At 57.8% G+C, this 23,136-nt stretch carries 15 protein-coding genes; 5 read left to right on the top strand and 10 right to left on the bottom strand.

Going from position 1 to position 23,136, the window contains the following annotated elements; translation table 11 throughout:
• Positions 1–245 precede the first annotated feature (245 nt).
• The 3 genes from I6F28_RS16865 to I6F28_RS16855 all read left to right on the top strand — a co-directional run bounded on the left by I6F28_RS16865 (position 246) and on the right by I6F28_RS16855 (position 10,158).
• Complete coding sequence (locus tag I6F28_RS16865) at positions 246–6,668, top strand: non-ribosomal peptide synthetase (RefSeq protein ID WP_225140375.1); 6,423 nt, start codon at positions 246–248, stop codon at positions 6,666–6,668.
• A complete protein-coding gene (locus I6F28_RS16860) occupies positions 6,665–8,086 on the top strand; it encodes an MATE family efflux transporter (protein ID WP_225140374.1) in 1,422 nt (473 codons plus the stop codon). The genes I6F28_RS16865 and I6F28_RS16860 overlap by 4 nt, the downstream gene beginning before the upstream one ends.
• A 1,376-nt stretch (positions 8,087–9,462) precedes the next feature.
• The gene (locus I6F28_RS16855) at positions 9,463–10,158 is read left to right on the top strand and encodes a GntR family transcriptional regulator (RefSeq protein WP_225131377.1); all 696 of its coding nucleotides are present in this window, start codon (positions 9,463–9,465) and stop codon (positions 10,156–10,158) included.
• On the opposite strand, the gene I6F28_RS16850 is transcribed toward I6F28_RS16855, so the two are convergent.
• The 5 genes from I6F28_RS16850 to I6F28_RS37490 all read right to left on the bottom strand — a co-directional run bounded on the left by I6F28_RS16850 (position 10,067) and on the right by I6F28_RS37490 (position 14,867).
• The gene (locus I6F28_RS16850) at positions 10,067–11,764 is read right to left on the bottom strand and encodes an ATP-binding cassette domain-containing protein (RefSeq protein ID WP_225131375.1); all 1,698 of its coding nucleotides are present in this window, start codon (positions 11,762–11,764) and stop codon (positions 10,067–10,069) included. The two genes, I6F28_RS16855 and I6F28_RS16850, sit on opposite strands and share 92 nt — an antisense overlap.
• Positions 11,751–13,382 carry an asparagine synthase-related protein gene (locus tag I6F28_RS16845; RefSeq protein ID WP_225131372.1) on the bottom strand — a complete coding sequence of 544 codons (1,632 nt, stop codon included), beginning with the start codon at positions 13,380–13,382 and terminating at the stop codon, positions 11,751–11,753. The genes I6F28_RS16850 and I6F28_RS16845 overlap by 14 nt, the downstream gene beginning before the upstream one ends.
• A 20-nt stretch (positions 13,383–13,402) precedes the next feature.
• A complete protein-coding gene (locus I6F28_RS16840; RefSeq protein WP_225131370.1) occupies positions 13,403–13,960 on the bottom strand; it encodes a lasso peptide biosynthesis B2 protein in 558 nt (185 codons plus the stop codon).
• A 72-nt stretch (positions 13,961–14,032) separates the two neighbouring features.
• Entirely contained in the window at positions 14,033–14,179 is a 147-nt protein-coding gene (locus I6F28_RS16835) for a hypothetical protein (RefSeq protein ID WP_225140373.1), read from the bottom strand.
• Positions 14,180–14,735: 556 nt separating this feature from the next.
• Positions 14,736–14,867, bottom strand: coding sequence for a hypothetical protein (locus I6F28_RS37490; protein WP_275945364.1), 132 nt, complete (start codon positions 14,865–14,867; stop codon positions 14,736–14,738).
• 265 nt (positions 14,868–15,132) lie between these two features.
• Here I6F28_RS37490 and ald point away from each other — a divergent pair, with 265 nt between their 5' ends.
• Positions 15,133–16,245, top strand: a complete 1,113-nt coding sequence (gene ald / locus I6F28_RS16830) for an alanine dehydrogenase (RefSeq protein WP_225131366.1) — start codon at positions 15,133–15,135, stop codon at positions 16,243–16,245.
• A 446-nt stretch (positions 16,246–16,691) separates the two neighbouring features.
• Here the strand turns inward: ald and I6F28_RS16825 are convergent, their stop codons facing one another.
• The 5 genes from I6F28_RS16825 to I6F28_RS16805 are packed head-to-tail and all read right to left on the bottom strand — an operon-like array spanning position 16,692 to position 22,246.
• Complete coding sequence (locus tag I6F28_RS16825; RefSeq protein ID WP_225131364.1) at positions 16,692–17,666, bottom strand: ABC transporter ATP-binding protein; 975 nt, start codon at positions 17,664–17,666, stop codon at positions 16,692–16,694.
• Positions 17,653–18,630: an ABC transporter ATP-binding protein gene (locus I6F28_RS16820; protein ID WP_225131362.1), complete on the bottom strand. Its 978-nt coding sequence runs from the start codon at positions 18,628–18,630 to the stop codon at positions 17,653–17,655. The genes I6F28_RS16825 and I6F28_RS16820 overlap by 14 nt, the downstream gene beginning before the upstream one ends.
• Positions 18,627–19,505 (bottom strand): ABC transporter permease, encoded by an 879-nt coding sequence (locus tag I6F28_RS16815; RefSeq protein WP_225131360.1) that lies wholly within the window; start codon positions 19,503–19,505, stop codon positions 18,627–18,629. Before I6F28_RS16815 ends, I6F28_RS16820 begins: the two co-directional genes overlap by 4 nt.
• The gene (locus I6F28_RS16810; RefSeq protein ID WP_225131358.1) at positions 19,505–20,521 is read right to left on the bottom strand and encodes an ABC transporter permease; all 1,017 of its coding nucleotides are present in this window, start codon (positions 20,519–20,521) and stop codon (positions 19,505–19,507) included. Before I6F28_RS16810 ends, I6F28_RS16815 begins: the two co-directional genes overlap by 1 nt.
• Before the next feature lie 36 nt (positions 20,522–20,557).
• The gene (locus tag I6F28_RS16805; RefSeq protein ID WP_225131356.1) at positions 20,558–22,246 is read right to left on the bottom strand and encodes an ABC transporter substrate-binding protein; all 1,689 of its coding nucleotides are present in this window, start codon (positions 22,244–22,246) and stop codon (positions 20,558–20,560) included.
• Between the two features lie 60 nt (positions 22,247–22,306).
• Between I6F28_RS16805 and I6F28_RS16800 the strand changes: the two genes are divergently transcribed.
• Positions 22,307–23,104, top strand: a complete 798-nt coding sequence (locus tag I6F28_RS16800) for an IclR family transcriptional regulator (RefSeq protein ID WP_225140372.1) — start codon at positions 22,307–22,309, stop codon at positions 23,102–23,104.
• The last annotated feature ends 32 nt before the right edge of the window (positions 23,105–23,136 follow it).

Here is a 23,136-nt window from a genome sequence, read left to right as displayed (position 1 = left end):
TCCATTACAAGAGTAGGTAGGTGCCAAAGTGGACGCGGGGTCCTAGCGTCCTCCTGTTCCTCTGCCGATCATCGAGCCAGAAGCGAACAGCGAGAAGGTCATACGGACAAAACCGACGTGCGGAATCAGGGTGGCTGCGCATGTCACCTCGATGACGAGCTCCGGCGTTCCGATTTGGGCGCCGAAGAAGGCGACGAATGGCGGGGCGCGTGCCTACGGAAAATCAATCAGGCAAGGAGCAGTCTATGGAACGTCAACCGGTTGACGCGGTCACGGCGATCGATCGGCTTGCAGATTCGGATCCGGAGAGAGTTGCGCTGAGGCACGGCGCAGACGAACTCACATATGAGGCGCTACGATCAAGATCGGATGCCCTTGCAAGGACCTTACGAGAGCAGGGTGCTCGCGGCGCGGTTGTCGGCTATTGGGGAGGGCGGGACCTCGACTGGGCGACGGCGGTCATCGCAATTTTGAAAGCTGGATCAACGTACCTACCGCTCGATCCATCGCTGCCGGCTTCCCGTACATCATTCATGATCGAGCAGAGCCGCTGCGCTTTGTTGATGGGCCGAGACCGGCCGGATTCGCTCAGCCTATTCCAGAAGAGCAGCAAAGCAGCTCCGCAATTCGTAGCTATAGAGGCGGCACTGCGCCGGGTGCAGACCTCGTCTGTTGTGCCATCCCCGAACGCGGATGGACTTGCCTATATTCTGTTTACGTCTGGTTCGACGGGCCAGCCTAAGGGCGCAATGATCGAGCGCGACGGCCTAAACAATCATTTGGCGGCAAAGATCGATGCCCTAAGTCTCACTCGGACGGATTGCGTCGCGCAAACGGCATCGCACTGCTTTGACATCTCGCTTTGGCAGCTTCTTTCTGGGCTTTGCGTCGGAGCCTCTACATCAATCATCGATGATTCGACACTGAGATCGCCCTCATCGCTCCTTCAAGCAATTCAACGATGCGGCGCTACGATCGTCCAACTCGTTCCGTCGATGCTGGCAGTGTTTGTTGAATATCTGCAATCGCTTGCCGCGGCAGAGCGAGCCATGGACGGCTTGCGGATTATTTCTACGGTCGGAGAACCTCTAACGCCCGGATTGGCGCGTGCGTGGCTGGCCTTGTATCCCCGCGTTTCCATTCTCAATCATTACGGGCCGACCGAGTGCGCCGACGGCGTGACGCATCATCTGGTTTCCGTTCCGCCTGCGCTGGCTGAGCCTTATGTGCCGATCGGCAGGCCAATTCAAAACGTTGAGGTTTATGTCGCGGACGGACCACGACTCTGCAGTGTAGGAGAAGTCGGCGAAATCTGTGTTAGCGGCGTCGGTGTCGCTGCCGGTTACGTCAATGACCATGTCCGCACCAAGGATGCGTTTGGGCCGAACCCGTTCTCAAACGACCTATCTTTCCGGCGCCTATATCGGACAGGTGATCTTGGGCGCGTTCGTTCCGACGGGCTTCTGGAATGTCTCGGTCGACGGGATCGTCAGGTTAAAATTCGCGGGCACAGAATCGAGCTGGGAGAAATCGAAGCTCGTTTGTCCGCTCATCCCTCGGTGCATGGCGCCGTCGCAGTCGCCTCTGTCTGCGCAGGTGTAAAGCTTACGGCGCGAGATATAGCTGGGTCGGAGGCGCAAGCCGAATCGCGGCGTCTGGTCGCGTATGTGTCGGCTCCAGCTGAACTGGCGGAAAGCGATCTTCGGAAGTTTCTTGCTGAGGCACTCCCCAGCTACATGCTTCCGGAAAGAATCGTCCATGTGGACGATATTCCACTGACCAGGAACGGAAAGGTCGATTTTGCAGCGTTGCCTGACCCGGCCAGTGTTCGGCCGTTATTGTCAACGCCCTTCGCGGAGCCGCAATCAGACCTCGAAGTCCGGCTACGTCAAATCTGGTCCGGCATTTTGCGTATCGAGAACATAGGTGTAAATGACCAATTCATAAGCCTTGGCGGAGACTCGCTCCGCGCAATGCTTATATTGGGACAGTTGCAGACCTTGCTAGGAGTGAGAGCGGATTTCAGACTGGTCCTGAATGGCACAATTCGATCTCTTGCCGCTTCGATCGAGGGGCGCACTGAGCTCAATCCGTGTACGGCTTTGACATGCCGAAAGCTAAACCGATCACCTCTGACGCACCTCCAGGAGCACCTTTGGTTTTTGGCGCAGCTCGATCCATCTGCCCGGAACTACATCATTCAAGGCGGGCTGCGCATTAAGGGAAACATCAGTTTAGCTCGGTTCAATCGCGCCTGGACCGAGGTCATTCATTCCCACCAGGCACTTTCGGCGCGCTTTATCGACAAAGACGGTCCGGTTCAATGCTTTGATGCTCCGCCATGCACCAATCTTGAATTGATCGATGTATCTCATCTCACCTCCTCCGAGGCTGAGGAGCTCATCGCACAGTTTCGGCGAACGGAGCTGAAAGACAATTTCGATCTCGGACAGGGCCACTTGTTTCGCGCGCGCATGGTCCGGCTTGGTCCTGACAATCATCTCATATTGATCACCGCTCATGAAATCATCCTCGATGCCTGGTCGATTTCTGTTCTGCTCAGAGATCTTCAGCAAAGGTACGTAGATGCCGTGGCGTTTTGCCCAGAGAACCGTGCGTCACTCTCGGGCTACGCGGCGTGGGAAAAACAACACGTTTCTCCAGAGGCGCTGGAGAACCAACGTCACTATTGGCGTCGTCAAATTGGTGATGATCCGCCAGCGCTTTCGCTTGGAAGGGCGCGCCCGCAAACAAATTCATACCGCGGCGCCTCGCATCCAGTGCTGCTTGGCAGTGATCTCTCCAGTCGCGTAAGAGAATTTGCGCGCCGAAACAGCTGCACCACGTCGACAACACTGCTGGCGTGCTTCAAGCTGCTGCTACGAATGTATAGCGGTGAGGACGACATTGTCGTCGGCATACCACACGCTGTACGGGATCAACCTGGCAGCGCCGACATCGTCGGCTTTTTCCTGAATATGCTACCGATCCGTGCCGCGATGGATGCCGGTCAGTCCTTTGCTGCTCATGCCACGCGCATCCAGGGCCTGGTCAGCGATGCTATCGCAAATTCGGCCTATCCATTCGGATGGATGGTCAAGGACACAAGGTTATGTCGCGAACCGGGGCGATCACCGATCTTCCAGGTCATGTTCAACATGTACTCCGAAGCTGCCGAGCCACTTGGTCAAGACGAGTTGGCTCTGACATTCCGCGAATACGACACAGGCTATGTCAAATTCGACCTAACATTGTACGCGCAAGATCAGGGCGATGAAATTGCGCTCCAGCTGGCGTATGCAGAAGACATATTTTCGAGTGATCTAGTTGTTCGCATGGCCAATAATCTGCGCTGTCTGATTGCCGCCTGCGTTGACAAACCGCTTGCGCCCATTGAGGAGCTGAGCTGCCTCAGCGCGTCAGACGTCACTCTACTGAACTCGCTGGAAGGATCCAGGCAGCCATATGACTCTGAATGTCTGCTTGTTGAAGCTTTCGAGCAGATCAGTGTCTCCAATCACAGCAAGGTAGCATATTTTGGCGAGTTCGGGGAAGTCACATTCAGCCAGCTGCGTGAGCGCGTAGCAGCTATCAGGTCCTTCCTGCTGGATTTGGACGTGGGCGCTGGCGATATGGTCGGCATGCTTGTCGACCGGTCGCCTGACGTTGCCGCTGTTATGCTGGCGGCGCGAGCTTTGCACTCTATTGTCGTGCCGATACCGCCAGATTATCCCCCTGATCGGATCCAACATATCCTGCGAGATAGTCAGGCAAAGGTGTTGGTTCACGCAAATACCACGGAGACTGGCTTTGACATACCTTCGATTTCTCTATTGACGTTAGACAGGTGCAGGGCGCTGACGGATAATTTCGAATCCAGCGACTCACCCTCAGATCACCAAATTGCGAATCTTATATACACGTCGTCCTCAACAGGGCGGGCGAAGGGGGTTCTTATTCCGGAATCGGCCATTCTCAATCGGCTGAACTGGATGTGGCGACGCTTTCCCTTCAATAGTACCGACGTGATGGTTGTCCAGAAGTCCGCTTCCCTTGTTGCGTCCGCTTGGGAGTATTTTGGTGGGCTTCTGAGAGGTGTGCCCACGCTGATCCTCACCCAAGGGCAGGTGCTAGATCCGGATCTGTTGTTGTGCAGTTTGGCAAAACATCGTGTGACACGCTTTTTTGCCTCTCCGCCACTCCTGTCCGGTATCATTGGGTCCCAGGAACGGCAACCGCAAAGGACCGCCTTGAGATTGGTCACAAGCAGCGCCGAACCGATGCCTTCCTCGCTGCCTGCTCGCTGGCGCGGGTCTTTTCCGGGCGTGCCCTTGTGGAACTTCTATGGTGCGACGGAATGTGCGTCCAATGCAGCCGTGCACGAAACATCGGATGCGGATGGCAACTCGGCGCTTATCCCAGTGGGACGGCCAATCGACAACGTAAAACTCTACGTGCTCGATGCACGATTGAAGAGAGTGCCTGTTGGAGCCTCCGGCGAACTGTGCATCGCGGGCCGCTGTCTGAGCGCTGGGTATTGGCAGGATCAAGATCGGACTGACCGCTGTTTCCTGCCGAATCCGTATGATGGCGGACAATACGATGTGCTTTATCGAAGTGGGGACATCGCACGCATCTCAACCAGCGGCCTTCTCGAGATTTGCGGCCGATCGGACAACCAGATCAAGGTGAGGGGCTTTCGCATCGAGCCGGAGGAGGTCGAAGTTGCCCTTGAGTCTCATCCGGCAATCGCAAAGGCCGCGGTCTTCGCAGAAGGCATCGATGAGGATCGCCGCTTGACGGCGAGCCTGGAGCCCGCTCGGGAGAATCTAAGCTCTCGAGAGATTCTCGCCCACCTGCGCAACAGATTGCCATCTCCCATGGTTCCCACAGCCTTCAGATTGATTGACAGTGTTCCCCTGACGACAAGCGGAAAGATAGACCGTGCTCGCCTTTCCTCCGTTCCTTACCGCGAGATAGAAACTAGTCCATCTGCTGAGCCCCGCACCAGGAACGAGCGGGTTCTTGCTCGGATCTGGGAGGATCTATTAGGCGCCGAGGGGGTGGGAATCGACAGCAGTTTCTTTGATATCGGCGGCGATTCTCTTCTGAGCGTACGTTGCGTCACGCTGGCGCGCAAAGCCGGGCTGAATCTCACTGTCAACCTGCTCTATCGAACACCGACCATCAGGGAGTTGGCGGCCGGGCAAGCGGAGGCGGCACCCCACAACGTGGCTTCCGCGGACGGCCTACTGCCTGTGCCCCCCGTAATATCGTTTTGGAATTCTCTTGTCGGCTTTGACGAGCATTTTAACCTCGGCGATCTGTTCTTCTTGCGCGGCGGCATCCTGGACATCAAGATCCTGGACCGCGCTCTGGCCCATGTCATCGAGAGGCACGAAGGCCTCAGGCTCCGCGTTGCCCGAACCCAAGATGGACTCCGGCTGGGGATTGGCCCTTGTCCGGCCGCACGCATCGTGGAGGAGATCGATCTCGTCCGGATGACCGGCCCAGACCAGCGCAGGACAATCGAGAGCGTCTCGGCAAGACGTCAACACATGTTTCGGTTTGACGGCCACACGCCTCTTGTTCACGTCGCGGCCTTCCGTGCTTCGGAAAGCGGCGATTATTATCTGCTGGTACTGGTGCATCATTTCGTAGTGGATGGGATGGGCTATCGGCTATTCCTGGAAGCATTGGAGGACGCATACAACGCTCTTGCTGCAGGCCATGATGTGAATGGTGCCGAGGCCGTACAAAGGCTCTCTCCCTGGTTGAAGCGGCTCGAGCACTACGCGAACAGCGAAGCACCAGACGAACTCAAGCACTGGGAAGGCATTGACTACGATCAATTCAACTTCCGTGTCAGCGACGCGTCATCGGGCCGCACGAGTGTTGCCGAAGAAAGCGCGAGAGAGCTTCACGATGCAAGTCTTAAAGGTCGTCGCGAGGATGCGAACGGCCGTTCGCTTCGGGTAGATCGGGCCAAGTATCATCTTGAGATCGACCGGGAAGCGACAGCGAGTCTCCTCAGTATTGGAGCCAGATCAGCGAATTGTCAGGACTTTGATGTGTTTCTTGCTGCCCTGTCGGGTGCGTGTGGAGCCCTGTTCGGCAACTATTCGCTCTGGATTGATAGCCTGACCTCGACACGAGGCCGGCTGTTTGACGATTTCGATTCATCTCAGATCATTGGTCTTCTCAGCGAGCTCGTTCCGCTTTCACTGAATGTCACAGGAAGGGAGTCGCGTTCCGACCGTGCTCGTTTGATATACCGGCAGCGCAATGCGCTGCCGCGCGGGGGAATAGGCTTTCGGGCCCTGAAATTCCTAAACCGAGATCCAGCCGTGCGGCGTCGGCTCGATCGCCTGCCACTGCCCAGAATTGGGGTGAATTATCGCGCCCGCTTGCAGCGCCATTTCCCACGCCGTTTTCTAGACACAGAACCTTCTCCACTTTGGATCGGCGAACACATGCATCAAGCGGCGGCGATCCACGTCTTCTGGTTCGATGTCGGATATCAATCGGGCGATCTACAGATTGACACCACGTATGATCCGAGCATGGTCGATTATGAGGTGACCCGCCATCTTTGCACGGTCTTGCAACAGGAGCTGTTGCAGACGATCAATGAAATTCGGAAGATCTCGGGACACCTTCATCCATGAGTGAGCCCGATGCGGAATTCGCCGCCGAGGTCGATCACGATGTGATGCCGAACAAGAACGCGCGCATCGATCTATCAGACCCCGGTCTGTTCAGACTTATCCTACGGCTCGCCATTCCGTCTGTTGTTGGCTTGTCGATCAACGCGTTGCAGCAGGTCGTCAACGCAATCTTTGTTGGGACACTCGGCGCGCCGGCGATCGCAGCCGTCAGCATGACCTTGCCGATCGTGGTCCTGCTCGCGGCGGCCGGACAGGGGATAGGAGTTGGAGCAGCGTCGTTCATATCTCGTCATCTTGGTGCTGGTGAGTACCTAGAGGCGAGTCGAGGCGCCAGTACCGCTCTCGCGCTCGCCGCGCCAGTCGGCATCACGGTCACAGTCGCTCTGCTTCTAAACATGCGAGAGATCTTCCTAGCGCTCGGGGCAACTCCAACCATCATGCCCCTGGCGCTCGACTACGCGACGACGCTTTTGTTCGGATGCACCCTGATGCTTCTGAATATCGTCAACGGCTTCATCGTCCGAGCCGAAGGCGATACGCGATTTAGCATGTGGACGATGATGACCGCCTTCATACTGAACGCTGGCCTTGATCCAGTGCTCATATCCGTGCTGGACCTCGGTGTGCGAGGCGCCGCTCTCGCAACGCTTGTGTCTCAGACTGCGGCTATTAGCCTCTATATCGCGTATTTTACCAAGCGACGCGGAATGGTCGTCGTCAGGATGTCTCACATCTCGTTGCGAGCAGATCGCATCAGACAGATAGCGTTCGTGGGGGCGCCAGCGACCATGACCAGCATCTTATCTGCTATTACTGTCGTGCTCTTGTACGGAGCAGCTGCGCCCTTCGGCGAAGAGTCCATCGCGGCCGTGGGAATAGCGGTGCGACTCTTAACGATTGGCGCACTGCTTATCAGCGGTTTCTGTATGGGGTCTCAAGCTATCCTGGGTTTTGGCTGGGGCGCACGCGATTTTGCTCGCGTACTGAGGGCTGCAAAGGTCATGCTCTCTATCACGGTTGCGCTTTCCTTTGCGTATTCCGCGACCGTTATGGTTTTTGTCCGTCCTTTGGTCGGGCTGTTCAGCGATAGCGATAGCGTCAGGGAAATTGCCGTTTCTGCCTGCACCGTCTTCCATCTCTTTTTTGGACTGTATGGTATTGAGACTGTCGTCACGGCGATGCTTCAATCGCTCGGGAGAGCGCGTCTCAGCGCGGTTGTGTGTTTCGCGAGACATTATCTCTTCATTCCGGCTGTACTGTTCTTCCCTGCCATCTCTGGCTTCAGCGGAGTATTGGCCAGTCAAGCCATCGCGGAGCTAGGCGCCGGGATGATTGCACTGTTTATCATGCGCCGTCAGTTCGTTGAGCTCAGGCGATGCGGCCGACACATTCAGCCTGGAATCGAAAGTGCTCTTTGATCTGATCATCGGAGCCGGCATTTAAGCCTGCATGGCCGGCGACGGGATGGCTCCAAAATTAGGTGTGATGTGCAAGAGCGAGTCGCTATGTATCGGTCTATATCGCTGCGATTGCGATGAAGGCAAAGCCGTCGAACGTCGTGCGCGGGTGGCGCAGCGCGGCGAGGTCGACGTCGCGCCTAGTCTTGGCGAGCACTCGAGCTCAAGCCAAGGATAAGAGAGACCGATCATGAGGAAGCTACATCCGTGGCTTATGATCTGAAATCCGACCGCCCTTCAGTGTCGTGTCGCTCATAGTGAGGCAAGTAGGCAGCCGGAATTTGCGGCTTGCAGTCTGAGAACGCAAAGACGCCTTCGGAGCGATATTCCCGGCTGTGGGCGCTCTGTTTCGATTGTGTGTACTCAACTACCGCGAGGCCAAGCGGCATGCACGCCGTAAGGAAAATCTACGTCTCCGGATAGAACGAAAGACACGGCATCACGGGGACGACCTGCATTCGTGCCGAGTGCAAATTTCGAAAATCGAGGGATTAAGTCCGTTGTTAAGCTCCGAGCCGAGAGGATTCGGCGGCGAAAACTCTAGCCAAAAATGGTCCAGTTTGACGGCCTCAGATCCCTTGAATCGTACGTAGCGTCAAGTTGTATCTCAGATGGGTGGGACGGCCCCCGACCACGCCAAGGCTATCCAACGAGCGAAAAGGATTGCGAATGTTTCAATTCTTAGACTCACGCCGCAGGACTTCCGTGATCAGCGAAAGCAGGGCGGTTTGAACGGCACGCTCTTCTTTAGCGATGGTGGCGGTGTTGTTCACCCGATGCAGGCCCGTTCCCCTTCGGATGCACCTCGGAGCACCAACACGCCATTGCGCAAGTGGCGGCTTACGAATCGCCGATGCTGATCTCGTTACGAACGCGGCTGCGCGACGAGCGGAGCTGGAGCTCTCCACCGATCCAACAAACGACTAACATTTTGATGAACGAAATGGGAGCCATGATGACCGGCGAATCTATCCTGATTTTGGGCGGCGGACCGCGAGTGCGGACGCAATATCGTGAACAGCGAAACCAACATGTTGGCGCCGACGTCGGCACCAGTGGCAGCGACGCTGCTTCTTGGGCGGGTTGCACAATGGCAGAAATGCCGCTCGATCATCGCCTCTACCCGTTGCGACCGCCTATTCCGCTTTGGACATACCCACCTCCTACTCGGCAGCAGAGCTTCGTGGCCCTAGCGGACGGCCTGCCATGGCGGCCTATGCTAGCAGCCATTTCGCCGCGGACCGGACCGCGCATGGTTTCCGGGGCGGCATGAGCTATGCCAAGAGGTGAGGCTCCCTTGACCGCCTCAGTCAGGCCGCTTGAACGGGCGAGTAATCATGGCTTTTGAGACACAGCATCCAGTATTCCAGGCCTTGCGCGAGCGTCTATTACTGGGCCATTGGCTACCCGGCACAGCCTTGAAGCCTGCCGACATTGCCGATGAGCTTCGCGTCGGAATTTCGCCCGTACGAGAGGCTTTGATACGGCTGACTGAGCGCGATGTGGTGCAAAATGTCGACCACAAGGGGTTCAACGCCAGGCCGATCGACCCACATCAAGCCATCCTGTTCTGCAACATGCTGTCGCAAATGTATGTCGATAGCATCAGCGATTTCACCAAGGCGAAGCTGATTGATGAAGTGGCGGCAAGCTTCTGCGGTGAAATTAAGCCCATCTACGCAAGCAATGAGGATCCCGCCAAACTCTTCTTGAAAGCAGGCGAGTGCTATCGGCGCGCGTTGCTGGTCAAACAGCATCGCCACATTGCGGATCACGTCGCGGACGTCGTTTATGTCTACCTTTCACGCGCAATGGGAACACGTACGTACTACAGCGAGTTGCTTGTCGAAAGTCAAAGTATCAGTGCGTTGATGGTCGAAGGGCAGCACAAAGGCGCAGCCCGTGCCATCCAAGACTTTTTCAGGCGCCGGGTCACGGAAGTTATGCGAGCACAAGCGAGGCTCTCGCGGATGCCGACCACGACAAATCTAGCACGTAGTCACGTGGACTTATCACGCCCCGGCGATGCGTGATTGCTATGATCGTCGTGTCCGACGCGAGTTGCCGAAGTTCGTCGAAGATTCCGCGCTCGGTCTGCTCGTCCAACCCGGAACTGGCCTCGTCGAGGAGCAACAGCCGAGGCCTTGCGATGAGGGCACGGGCGATCGCAAGGCGCTGCCTCTCGCCGCCGCTTAGCAATTGGCCCCGCTCGCCGACGCGGTAGTCCAAACCGTCCCGCAAGGAGGTCACCTTATCAGCCAGATGGACGCATTCTAGTGCGTGGAACACGTCCGCATCGGGAAACGGGCGGCCCAGCAGAACGTTTTCGCGGATACTCAGATTCATCATCATAGGCTCTTGGGGCACGTAACCTACGTGCGCCAAGTAATCTTCCGGATCGATCGTGGCCAGGTCCAGAGAGCCAACGCGTACCAGGCCGCTGTAGCCTTGATGCATTTTTAGCAGGAGCTGCATAAGCGTCGATTTGCCAGCGCCCGAGCGTCCGATGATGAAGTTGATGACGCCGGGCTTGAACTCGCCCGTTATCCCAGAGAGAAGCGGCGAGGCGGCGCGCTCATAACCAAACGAAAGCGCGCTGATGGAAATGGCGAGTGAGCCCGATATCGGCATAGTACGCTTGAGCATAGCGGGTCGTGCCGCTGGGGCATGGGCATCAAGCAGCGCCTGCAGCGGCCGGGCCATGCCACGCGCAATGATGATGTCTCGAATTGACATGCCAATAAGCTCGAAGGGCCGGTTCAGTTGAACCAGGATCATGCTCACCATGACGAGCCCACCTATCTCGCCTGATCGGTCATAGAGCCACAGCGAAAGCCCCAAGATCGAGGCATACTGAACGAACAAGAGGGTCGCTTGCAAAGCGCCATAGCGCAACCGGGCGCCATAGAACGAGAGCCAGGCTCGGCGCGTGGCGGCGGCCTGGCGGTCATACAACTCAGCTATCCAGGGTTGAGCGCGGAACACCCTGATCGAAATGATGTTCTCGATTGCATTTCCTAAAACGTTCGAGCCCTCGTTACTTGAGGCCTGCGCCTCAGCCTGATACACTTTTGTAACTCTATTGCTCTTCCACGTTATCAACACGAGGACGGCGCCGTAGGCTAGAACGAACAGCGCCACAAACCAATTTGCTGCTCCACCGACGGCAAGGAACGAGAACGCAACATCGGCGACCCCGCCCATCAGCACCATCAAATAGAGCTGAATGTACATCTTATTGGACTGGTGCCAACTCTCTACCATTGCCGAAATCTTGCTCGGATTGTTTTGAGAAAACAGCGAGCCCTCGGCGCTCACCAGAGCGGCCATGATCTTCTTGCTGGAGAGATTACGAACGTCCTGTTCCAGCCTGTTCGACAGAACCGCCTTGACCTCCTGCAAGCACCGAGCAAGTGCGGTCGTAACGGCAAACAGCAACAACAAACTGAGCGTAAGAAGCGGCGGCGCGCTGGCCAGCCGGGCGACGGCCCGTGAGAACAAGAGCGGCCCGGCGACCGTGCAGGCAGACGCTGCAATGGTCGTGAGCAAGAAGCCCGCGACAAGAACGCGGGAAGATTGCAGGCTCGTCTTGATGATGTCCCATTGGAGCGGGGGCAAGAGCGGCTTACCCCAGTTCATGAAGGTCCATCCAATCGGCAACAGCGCAGAGACGAACGAGTGCAAACGCTGAGTCGTATGACAAATTGTCGATAGCTGAACGGAGGAGATCGCGGGAGATCAAGCCTTGCCGATACAATGCACTACGCTCGACACGTGACACTAAGGCACCATATTCGTACCGCATTAGCATGTCGCGCCCGGCACCTTTGCCAACCCGATAGTAGATCACGTCGGGCAAATGTTCCCGGAAGGCCTCGCGCTCAAGTGCACGATCAATTCCATTTGAGTGATGATGTCGGCGAGCCGTGACGAGACTTGCCTTGATGAGCGGCCAGAACACAAACGCCTTTCGCTCTTCTACCGCAATGTCTCGTAGTGCGATGCGATTGAGCTCCGCATGACGCATGCCGAAGAACTGAAACAGTCGCGTCGTCGGCAGGTGGCGTAGGGACCTGGCGCCTGGTACGAGCTCTGCACCGAAATCCGGCCGCACTGACGCGACAGGCGACTGCGGCCGATGATCACCGAGCATATGGCGGCGTAAGTCCCGGCCGCTCCGACCGGTGATCACCTCGCGAAGAACACGCCAGACAGACGTTCGAGCCTGAATCGCAAGGCCGGCGAGCTCGCGCAATGCATCTTGTGGCGATCGGGATTCGGCAAGCAGCTCTCTGGCCATCGTCAAGCGGCGCATTCTGAGAAATAGTTGATCGCCTCCGTCTCCTGTGAGCACCAGGCGCGATCCTGCGGCCTGCGCAGCCTCGTGAAGTTGAGCCGTTGTGGCGATCGTGGCCGCTAGCTTACAAGGTCGCGGCGTTGGAGCCAGCAATTCTGACGATAGATGGGTCATCGACGAGCGAGCATTCGTTTCGACATAGGTTGGCGCGCCGCCCACCTGCTCGGCTAGCGCGGCAAAAAAGAAGCGTTCGTCACCATTGACGTCCGTCTCTGAGTAGCTGTTCAGGAGGGAAAGGGGCCTGCCTCGATGGAGGTCGGCCGCAGCCAGCGCCACTACCGACGAATCAAGGCCCCCGGAACATTGAATACTGAAAGCACCGCCATAGTGGCGGGTTTTGTGAGCGACGCTCGCTGAGATCAATTGGCGAAAACTGGCCACGTCATCCTTGAAAGAGAACGCCGAGGTGTTGAGCCTGGCTACGGCGCCCGCCAGAAAATCGACTTGCCGAAAAGTCCCCCTTGAGACGATGAGCGCCGCGCCACTCAGTAGCTCAAAAATCCCACACAACCCTGTTTCCGGGGTCAACCAAGACGCGTTGCGTATCAGGCCAGTCAAATAGCCAAAGTTGAAGGCGTGGCGTTGCGCCAAGGCGGCATCTGGCAGCTTCAGTCCTGCCCAGCACTCAATCTCATCATTTCTGACCTGGTAGAAGATGGAGATCTCCGAGAAAGGTGGGCGTACGATCGCGATGCCACTTGGCGCGCGAACAATGAACGCCGCATCGCCAGCGTACCGCTCCTGCAGCAAGGCGACAATCTCCGGCAGAGACGTGTCTTTGAACTGTGTTGGCTCCAATTCAGTCGGCATGCCGGTCTCGGCGTCAACAATATCGTTGAGCACCGTGATTTCCACGCGGCCGTCTACAATGATGGTGGCAAGCTCCTTCGCTGAATCCAAGAGCCCATCTACATTGAGTCTCATTTCGCGAAGCTCAAGATGACGCTGTAGTCCTCCACAGCACGCTTCGCGTCGTTCAAAATGAGGTCACCAGATTGCAGCCAGGCGTGGGCTCTGAACGGGGGCTGCTTCACACCAACGAGGAGCTCGAGCGATGCGATGTAGGGATAGAAAAACAGATACCCCCCTACGGAATCCTCAAGGCAGCGCGGGCGGCGGAACCGAAGATTGCGCAGATGTTGGAATACGCTGGCGTAGTAATCGATTGTTTCGACTCCCATTGACGCCGGTGCTGTTCCCCGACGCGAGGCACGTAAAAAGTCGAGTTGACGAGCGATGGTCTGGCTGCGAACGAAGCGAGCAGCATGAGCCGCACGCGCATAGTGCCACACCAGATGGAGGGGTGGGAGAAAGGCTGGCGGTGAACTCAGGCAATCGCGCAACTTGGCCGTCGTCTCGGTTAGCCGTTCACGCTCCTCCGGACAAGCTGCAGAAGTGCTCGCCATGCTGTAACGATTGGATTGCAGGTCGAGGCTGATCCAACGCCCGTTAGACCACGCATGAAATATGTCACTCACAGCAGCGATCCCTTGGCCACCGCCTCAAACTGATGGGATGGGCCGAAGCCCATCCCATCAAGACGGTCCGCGTCAATCGGACTCATCCACTAAATAATAATCGCCGGTCGTGTGTTCTGCGCGCCACGAGCCCCCAAAGCCTTTTGTGAGCTCGGTGGCGTCCCCGAGGTCCTGCACCGTGTCATTGATAGCGGTTTCATTGATAGCGGTTGTATTCATCCACTTTCTCCAGAGTGACCGGCATATCGCCAGCGCGCGGAAGCTAGCATCGTGATATAAAATAGGGCTTTTATTTTCTGAGTATGATCTCGAGCGATTTGAAAAATAGTTTGACGTTGCGGAGGATGCGGGATGGGCGACGAGGCAATTAGGTGGCGCGTTTGCGGCCAGCGGCCGAAGGGACGATGATTCAATCACCTATAGCGCCTGAGTAGAGTTACCGGCACGGAAGGCGTCTAGTTCAATGGTAGCAATTCCATGGCCAGCGACCGCTTCGCGCTGACAGACAGTACCAGATCCAGTGCAGGCAGCCGATCTGACTTAAGCAAAGTCTAATCCGACTTCGTCACCGCGCAATGCCGCGACAGTTTCCGTCGCCGTGCGAAAGCTTGCTCAAAATGATCGCGATATTTGCCGAATCAGGCACCATGCTGCTGGGCTTGCAAGCCGCCAACCACTTTTGGCTTGGCATCGGGTCCGGCGCAGCAGCGCACCGACCCGTCTAACCGAACATAGATCTCTCAGCCGGCTTGGCGTTCTGGTAACGCTGCGTGATTTACGGCAGCAACTCCCGCTGAGGCGCGTCACGTTGCGCTTTGAAAGCGACGACGAAGACCTCAAGCCCGGCCGAGGTTAAACCGTTCTCAGTGACGAGACCCAGCCGCATGAGGTTGACCGCTGTCTCCATACATGGAACCTCCGCCAGCCGAGCGGACGCCCAGCGGTCCGCTTGCAGGACGCCTTCCAACAATGATGAGAGAGCTTTTACTGATCGTGTCGCCCCCGTGCAGTGGATCGTGTGACTTTGCCGGGCTGGCCGCGTTTGTTTGGAATTCTGCAGAACGATCTCGGTCAGCGCATATTGTCGCCGTTGTGTCGCCCATTCTTCGCGATTTTGCAGAGAAACAACCTGGCCTTTCGATTAAAAGGAGGGGCCAAACAGGAGATTGCATATGAAGGTCGGGGTCCCTAAGGAAATCAAGACGCACGAATACCGCGTGGGTCTGACCCCTGGCGCCGTCCGCGAATATGTGGCTGCCGGTCACAATGTACTGGTCGAGACCAATGCGGGTGCCGGCATTGGCGCGAGCGATGACACTTATCGCAAGGCCGGCGCGACGATTGTCGGCTCAGCTCGTGAGGTCTTCGCATCCAGCGAGATGATCGTAAAGGTGAAGGAGCCGCAACCTTCTGAATGGACTCAGCTGCGCGAGGAGCAGATCCTTTTCACGTACCTGCATCTGGCGCCAGACCCGGAACAGGCGCGGGGACTCCTCAAGTCTGGATGCACCGCTATCGCCTATGAGACCGTGACGGATGCGCATAGCGGGCTTCCGCTGCTTGCGCCGATGAGCGAAGTCGCGGGAAGGCTTGCGGTCGAAGCGGCAGGCAGCGCCCTGAAGCGCTATAGCGGCGGGCGAGGGCTGTTGATCGGCGGCGTTCCTGGCGTGCAGCCGGCCCGCATCGTCGTGATCGGAGGCGGCGTTGTTGGGACACATGCGGCCCGAATGGCCGCTGGCCTGGGCGCCGAGGTCACGATCCTCGACCGTTCGATCCCCCGCCTTCGCGAGCTGGATGAACTGTTCGAAAGCCGCGTTCGTACCAGATTCTCGACCATAGATGCCCTCGAAGAGGAGGTCTTTGCAGCCGACGTTGTCATCGGCGCGGTCCTCGTCCCCGGTGCAAGCGCACCGAAACTCGTGAGCCGCAGCATGCTAGGCTCAATGCGCAAGGGATCCGTCATCGTTGACGTCGCCATCGATCAAGGCGGCTGCTTCGAGACATCGCGCCCGACCACGCACGCCGATCCAACTTACGAGGTGGATGGCGTCATTCACTATTGCGTCGCCAATATGCCCGGAGCCGTCCCGCTCACATCGAGCCAGGCACTGAACAATGCCACACTGCCCTTCGGGCTGGCGCTCGCCAACAAGGGTTTCGCGGCGGTGCTCGAGAATCCGCATCTGCGGGCAGGCCTCAATGCGTATCGCGGCCGGCTTACTTACAAGGCTGTAGCCGAGAGCCTCGGCCTGCCATTCTCCCCGATCGAACAGGCTGCGGCCTGATCCCAGAAGTCCCTATGGGACGTTTCCTCCCTCACTTAAGGGCCGCTCCTTGGAGTGGCCCTTTTTTTGTGCCCGGCATGTTCGGCAGCTTGGAGGTGGAAGCCCTCTACTTTTGGATAGCTATGAAATCCCCCACGGGATCGAATCAACGTGAATCATCCCCTGAGCGAACTCGCGTGGATGACTAGTAAGTGCATTACAACCCAAAGATCCGAAGGAGACGCACTCAGACCAAGCCCACGCTTCGCCGGGGGTGTTACGGCTCGATACGTTCCGACCAGAGCGATATCGTCTTCGATTTACCCCGATACTTCTCGCTGGTCGATCAGTTCCTTGCCGGCGAGGGCGAGTTCAGCTTCGTAGACCGCGCGATCAGTCACCTCGATACGCTCGATATAGTCCCACGGGCTCCTCAGTATCGCGGCTCTAACGTAAAGACATCCGTCTCAGACCAGGTGGCAGGCGACGAACCGGCCGGGCGCAACCTCCTTCAAAGGCGGTCTTTCCGCGCAGACAGGCTTGGCTAAAGGACAACGCCCTCTCAGCTTGCATCCAGGCGCGATATCGATAGGGTTTGGAATTTCCCCGGACAAAGCGAAATCGTCGCGCTTTGCGTCGGGATCCGGAACTGGAATGGCCGCCAGCAAAGCGCGCGAGTAGGGATGCAAGGGCTTTGCAAACAGATCCTTTGTGCCCGACATCTCCACAATGCTGCCGAGATACATCACCGCAACGCGGCTCGCCAGGTACTTCACAGTGGCCAGGTCGTGGGAAATAAAGAGGTAGGACAACCCGAGTTGTTCACGCAGCTTCTCCAACAGAAGAATTGCCCGCGAGCGTAGTGATACGTCCAGTGCGGAGGTTGGCTCGTCAAGAACAACGAAGCGGGGATTCGTTGCAATGGCCCTGGCTATATTGACCCGCTGGCGTTGACCGCCCGAAAGCTCGTGCGGATAGCGGTCCAATAGATCGCGGCCGAGCCCCACCTCCTGCATGAGCTCCTCGATGCGGTCGCGCCGCTCCTTCGCCGGAAGCTTGGTATGAAGCGTGAGCGCCTCCTCCACCATCCGTCTCACCGATAGTCTGGGATTGAGCGAGGCAGTAGGATCCTGAAACACCATCTGGATGTCGCGGCGCAAAGGCTTCATGGCATGCGCATCAAGCCTCGCTATGTCCGTGCCATCATAGCAGACAGATCCCGCCGTCGGCTCGATTAGCCGGACCAGGCACCGCGCGACTGTCGATTTTCCACAGCCGGATTCGCCGACCAATCCAACCGTCTCGCCGGCTTCTATATCGAAGGAGACAGAGTCAACTGCCCGCACGACGGGCTGATCCTGACCTCGCAGGCGTGCGAGCGTCCCGGCCATCCCGCCGAGCGGAAAGTGCATTTGCAGATCACGTATCTCAACAAGTGCCACGGCGTTCCTCGAATCCATAACATGCTACAACATGGCCGGGGGCGGCCTCGATCATCGCAGGGCGTGCCGCGCGACAGCGATCCATTACCCACTCACAGCGTCCTGCGTAACGGCATCCGCTCGGCGGGTTGACCAGGGAAGGAACCGACCCCGGTATGGGCTCTAGGACGACGTCCCGATCGACCCTCGGTATCGATCGGACGAGCGCCTTGGTATAGGGATGGGCGGGATTATGGAACAGCTCCCGCACGGGGGCGCATTCCACCACTTGGCCCGCATGCATAACGGCAACGCGGTCGCATATCTCGGCAACAACGCCGAGATCGTGCGTGACCAGCATGATCGCCGCACCTGTTTTCGCGCTCAATTCGCGCAGCAGATCGAGAATCTTGGCCGCGATTGAAACGTCGAGCCCGGTCGTTGGCTCGTCCGCGAGCAGGAGCTGAGGTGAGGTTGCAAGAGCCATAGCGATCATGATCCGCTGGCACATCCCTCCCGAGAGCTGATGCGGGTATTGCTTGGCTCGCTTTTCCGGCGCCGGAATGCGCACAAGGCGCAGCATCTCGAGCATTTTCTTGTCCGCCTCTCGTGCCGACAAGCCGGCGTGGACCATCAGCAAGCGTGAGATCTGCTTTCCAACGGTCAGAAGCGGGTTGAGGGCGGTTCGCGGCGTCTGCGATACCATCGCGATCTTTGCGCCGCGCATGCGCCGCATCTGTTCCTCAGGGAGCGTACCCAGATCAACTCCGTCAAAGTGAACGCTTCCGGAGACGACGCGCCCTGGGGGACGGATCAGGCGCAGAATGGCGAAAGACGTGACTGACTTTCCCGACCCGGACTCGCCGACCAGCCCGAGAACCTCGCCCCGGCGGATCGTCAGGTTGATGTGGTCGACTGCTTCAATGGCACCCTGGTTTATCTGAAAGTGGACGGTCAGATCAGAAATCTCAAGCAGCTCGGTCATCTCAATCCCCTCATGCGCGGGTCAAGCAAGTCACGGAGTCCGTCGCCGATAAGGTTGAATGCGAGAACGGAAATCATGATGGCAAGGCCAGGAAACAGGAACAGCCACCATTCTCCCGTGACGATCTGTGAGGCACCTTCCGCGGTCATCACGCCCCATTCGCTCTGTGGCGGCTGAATTCCAAGGCCAATGAAGGAGAGCGAGGCCATCGTCAGAAGCGCAAAACCCGTCGAGAGGGTCGCCTGCACAATCAGCGGGGGAAGGCAGTTCGGCAGCAGGTGAATGAACACAATCCTCCAGGTCGGATTGCCGAGCGTGCGAGCAGCATCGGCATATTCCATCTCCCGGAGCCGAAGCATCTCTCCACGGGTCAGCCGCAGATAAGCCGGGATTTGTGTGATCGAGATGGCAATTGCGACATTGGTGGTGGAATTGCCAAGCCCTGCCGTGATGCCCATGGCCAGTACGAAGGCCGGGAAGGCCATCAGAGCGTCGACGACGCGCATCGCGATCGTATCAGCCCACCCCCGGCTGTATCCGACGACTGCTCCAAGCAACCCTCCGATTGAAACGGCAACAAACGTTGCTGCAAAGGCAACCAGCAGGTCGACCCGGGCCGCAAAAATGATTCGCGAGAGTTGATCGCGGCCGAACTCGTCAGTTCCAAGCGCATGCTGCCAGGAAGGCGGCTGCAAAGAAGCTGCAGGGTCGGTGGCATCGGGCGGGTAGGGCGCCACGATCGGCGCCAATATCGCAGCCGCCGCGATCAGCACGATCACGCACAGTGCCGCAAAGGAAACAGGATTGCGCTGAAGCCGCTGCCACACCAGAGATGAAGCCGGTTGCGAAATCGAAGAGGAGAATGATGAGGACATCAGCTGAACCTAATCCGGGGGTCAACGAGGCCGTACGCGATATCGACTGCCAAATTGACCATGACACACGTCACTGCGACGAAGAGGATGAAAGACTGGATCGGAGCCGAGTCCTTCGTAAGCAATGCAGTCACCGCGTAATTGCCAATGCCGGGCCATGAGAACACGCTTTCGACGACCGCATTTCCGGCCATCAAGAATCCAAAAACGATTCCGGAAATAGTGATGACAGGTATCAGCGCATTTCGCAGCGCATCCCGATAAATCACCGTTCTTCGCGGCAATCCGGCCGCCCAGGCCGCCTTGATGTAGTCGGACTCGAGGATCTCAAGCATGGTGGACCGCACCATGCGTGCGACTGGCGCGATCGCGCTGAGCCCGAGGGTCGCTGCAGGCAGCATGAGCTGATGCAGACTTGATCGTAAGGTGGTCCAATTGCCGGTAAGCAGGGAGTCGATCACATAAAGTCCGGTTATGTGTGCGGGAGGTTCTATGCCGGATCCGAGGCGCCCCAGCGGTGAGGGGGCCATGTTGAGCATGTAGAAAAAGACGTAAACGAACAGGAGCCCGGTCAGGAAGCTCGGCATGGCGACACCCATGATGCCGACCACTCGTCCGATATGGTCGATCAATGTGTCGCGATGCACCGCTGACAAGACCCCAAGAGGCAGTCCGATCACGATCGCGATGAGAAGGCTCGCCAGATTGAGCTCGAGAGTGGCGGGCAGGCGCTGCAGAAAGTCCTGAGACACCGGCCGTCCCGTCGAGGCACTCTCGCCAAGATCGCCTTTGAAGATGCCCGAGACGTAGCGGTAGTATTGCTCTGGAAACGGGCGATCCAGGCCCATTTGGTGCTCCATTTCAGCGAGATGTTCGGGCGTGGCAAACGGGCCCGCCTTGACCATGGCCGGATTGCCCGGGAGTAGGTAGGTGAGGGTAAAGCAGATCACGCTGACCCCGAACAAGGTCGGCAGAGCCAGCGCAAACCGTCGCATGACATAATTGAAGAAACCCATTGGAGCGCTCTCCCGTTTAATACGAAGATGACGTGCTCAGGCGAGCTTCATGCTGAAAAAGCGCTCATAACTATCCCAACGCTTCTCAATGCCAACGAGGTCGGATCGCATGACGCGGGTCCAGTTTTCGTACCAGAGGTGCCCCCAAACGGCGTCGCCGATGATGATCTCCTGCAGGCGTTTTGCCGCCGCCAGACGCTTGCTGGTGTCGGTTTCATGCATGTTCTCATCGATCAGCTTGTCGACTTCTGGATTGGAATAGAACGAGGTGTTCGTGCCCTTCGCTGTGCTGTGGAAGTTGAAGAACAGGTGATAGAAGGGATCGTTGATCCAGGACTGCCAGGACTCGATCGAAAGCTGGTGATCGCCTTTGGTTGCGATTTGGCGGAAGGTGGCTTCGGTTTCCTTGACGATGTTCACCTTGAAGCCGATCTTCTCCAGCTCGGTCTGGAGCCAGATCGAGGCCTGCTCGTGCGGCTGCCATCCAGCGCGTACCGCAAGGTCTATCGGAACCGGATCCTTGCCGAAGCCCGCCTCGCGCATCAACTCCTTGGCCTTTGCGATGTCGTACTTGTAGGGACTGATCGTGTTGTCGTAACCGGGCGTCAAACTAGGTACAGGGCTCTTCATCTCGGTGCCGAAACCATACAGCACGCTCGGGATGATCGCCTGGACCGGGATGGCGTAGTTGATGGCCTGCCTCACTTTGACATTGTTAAGCGGAGCCTTCTGCGTGTTCATGCAAAGCCAGTGACACAGGGTGTCCGGCACGGAGACTGTCTTCAAACCTGGCTCCGCCTCGAGGCTCTTCACATTGCGCGGAGACAGCGTTGATCTGCCGACGACCATGTCGATGGCTTTGCGCTTGAGCAGCAGCACGCGATCGGCTTCGTTCGGCACATATTTGAGAACGATCCGATCGAAATAGGGGTGACCACGCCAGTGATCAGCCTGCGCTTCCAGGACGACTTCGACGCCCGGCTGGTTCTTGACTAGTTGATACGGCCCGACGCCGGCCGTATTTCGCTTCAACCAGTTGGCGGCCCAGGGATCGTCTGCGTTCGCATTCGCCTTTACCTCATCCGGATCAAGCAGCGCGTTGTTCATAAGCGCCATCATGTCCAGCGCCATCGGGCTTGGCGAGGGCATATTGATCTCGATCGTGAAGTCGTCGCGCACCTTGAACTGCTCGGGCTTGGTTACCCCAAGAAGGCGCGGAAACAGGAGGCGCATATAACCCGGCGACTGCAGCCCGCGGTCGAGGAGATACTTCACGGTCGTGGCGTTGACGTCGCGGCCGCTCGGTAATTTCAGGCCTTTGCGGATGTTCAGCACCAGCGTGGCGTTGCCATTTTCGAAGGACCAGGACTGAGCGATGCCGCCCTCGATCTCGCCAGGCTTTGCTTGCGACACTCCCGGCTTTCCCTCGACCGGCTGCACCTTCCACATCAGCGGACTGTCGTAAACGTTTGCCTGCACCGTGTAGCCGGCCGACGTCTTGAACGAGGCCGGATCGAGCGTGTCGATGTCGGCATCCCAGGCGACTGTCAGCGTTCGCTTATCTTGTGCGGCAGCTAAACGAGCTGTGCCCGTGAATGTGAGCGCCGCGACGCTGGTTGCGGCGAACTTCAAGAAATCCCGACGGCGCGTGTCCCTGTTCATCTCATTCCCCTCCTGACTGTGCGCGAAAGATTTGCCGGTCGTCCGGTGCGCGATGGCTTGCATTATTGTCATCGTCCTGCTATTGTCAACTAAGTTTCAATATACGAAACTAGGTGATCAAAAATGGGCGCAATTGAAAATGCCGCGCAAATCCTTAGACTTTTTGGGCCCGGCAGGCTTGAAGTCTCCGTGACAGAAGTCTCGCAGTTATTGAGTATGCCCAAAAGTTCAGCATCTCGTTTGCTGAAGACGATGCTGGTTGAGGGGCTCCTGTCGCGCTCGGAAAATCCTCCGCGCTACAAGGTTGGAAATTTGCTTTTTGAGATTTCGCGCCTCTACAAGCTGAACTCCTCCTTGATCGATGCGGTCGATGAGGCCGTAAAGGAGATCACCCGGGAGACTGGGCATACCGGTTATGTCTCGATCCTTGATGGTGCGGATGTTCTGGTCATCCGGATGCACCAGGGGTCTCATGCCTTGCGCGTATTCACGCCGCTGGGCCAGCGTGCTCCTGCATTTGCGACTGCGATTGGGCGCAGTCTGCTCTCGCGCTTTCCAGATAATGTGGTGCGCTCCCTTCATCCTGAAGGCGTCACGCCGCCTTCGCCGCGCGCCCCTCAAAATGTCGACGAGCTGGTGGCGGCGCTGGATCAGCCGCGCCGGTTCGGTTGGGCCGAGGCCCTCGATGAAGCGATCCCCGGGGTCGGCTCAATCTCCGTGAGCGTCTCCGATCCAGAAATCCGCGAGACGGTGGGCTTCTGTATTTCCTATCCAGCCTCGCACATGAGCGATGAGGAGAGGAATCGTGCGATCACGCTGCTTACGACTGCCGCTGAGCGTATCGCGCACCGCTTCGGCGATCAGTTTCTCATGCAGCGTGCGCAGCGCGCCCTTGGTGGTGGCGGCCCGGTTGCTGCTTGATCCGGTTTTTTGTCGCCGCAATTGACGCGGCT

It is taken from the genome of Bradyrhizobium sp. NBAIM14, assembly GCF_020193895.1.
GTDB classification, from domain to species: Bacteria; Pseudomonadota; Alphaproteobacteria; order Rhizobiales; family Xanthobacteraceae; genus Bradyrhizobium; species Bradyrhizobium yuanmingense.
Note: the sequence above shows the minus strand (reverse complement) of the source record. Positions and strands in the feature narration are given on the sequence as shown.

Excerpts from the sequence above, each read along its gene's own strand:
- I6F28_RS16835 (WP_225140373.1), bottom strand. The coding sequence starts at position 14,179 with ATGAATACAACCGCTATCAATGAAACCGCTATCAATGACACGGTGCAG.
- I6F28_RS16820 (WP_225131362.1), bottom strand. The coding sequence starts at position 18,630 with ATGACCGAGCTGCTTGAGATTTCTGATCTGACCGTCCACTTTCAGATA.
- I6F28_RS16865 (WP_225140375.1), top strand. The coding sequence starts at position 246 with ATGGAACGTCAACCGGTTGACGCGGTCACGGCGATCGATCGGCTTGCA.
- I6F28_RS37490 (WP_275945364.1), bottom strand. The coding sequence starts at position 14,867 with ATGGAGACAGCGGTCAACCTCATGCGGCTGGGTCTCGTCACTGAGAAC.
- I6F28_RS16815 (WP_225131360.1), bottom strand. The coding sequence starts at position 19,505 with ATGTCCTCATCATTCTCCTCTTCGATTTCGCAACCGGCTTCATCTCTG.
- I6F28_RS16855 (WP_225131377.1), top strand. The coding sequence starts at position 9,463 with ATGGCTTTTGAGACACAGCATCCAGTATTCCAGGCCTTGCGCGAGCGT.
- I6F28_RS16810 (WP_225131358.1), bottom strand. The coding sequence starts at position 20,521 with ATGGGTTTCTTCAATTATGTCATGCGACGGTTTGCGCTGGCTCTGCCG.
- I6F28_RS16860 (WP_225140374.1), top strand. The coding sequence starts at position 6,665 with ATGAGTGAGCCCGATGCGGAATTCGCCGCCGAGGTCGATCACGATGTG.
- I6F28_RS16800 (WP_225140372.1), top strand. The coding sequence starts at position 22,307 with ATGGGCGCAATTGAAAATGCCGCGCAAATCCTTAGACTTTTTGGGCCC.
- I6F28_RS16850 (WP_225131375.1), bottom strand. The coding sequence starts at position 11,764 with ATGAACTGGGGTAAGCCGCTCTTGCCCCCGCTCCAATGGGACATCATC.
- ald (WP_225131366.1), top strand. The coding sequence starts at position 15,133 with ATGAAGGTCGGGGTCCCTAAGGAAATCAAGACGCACGAATACCGCGTG.
- I6F28_RS16805 (WP_225131356.1), bottom strand. The coding sequence starts at position 22,246 with ATGCAAGCCATCGCGCACCGGACGACCGGCAAATCTTTCGCGCACAGT.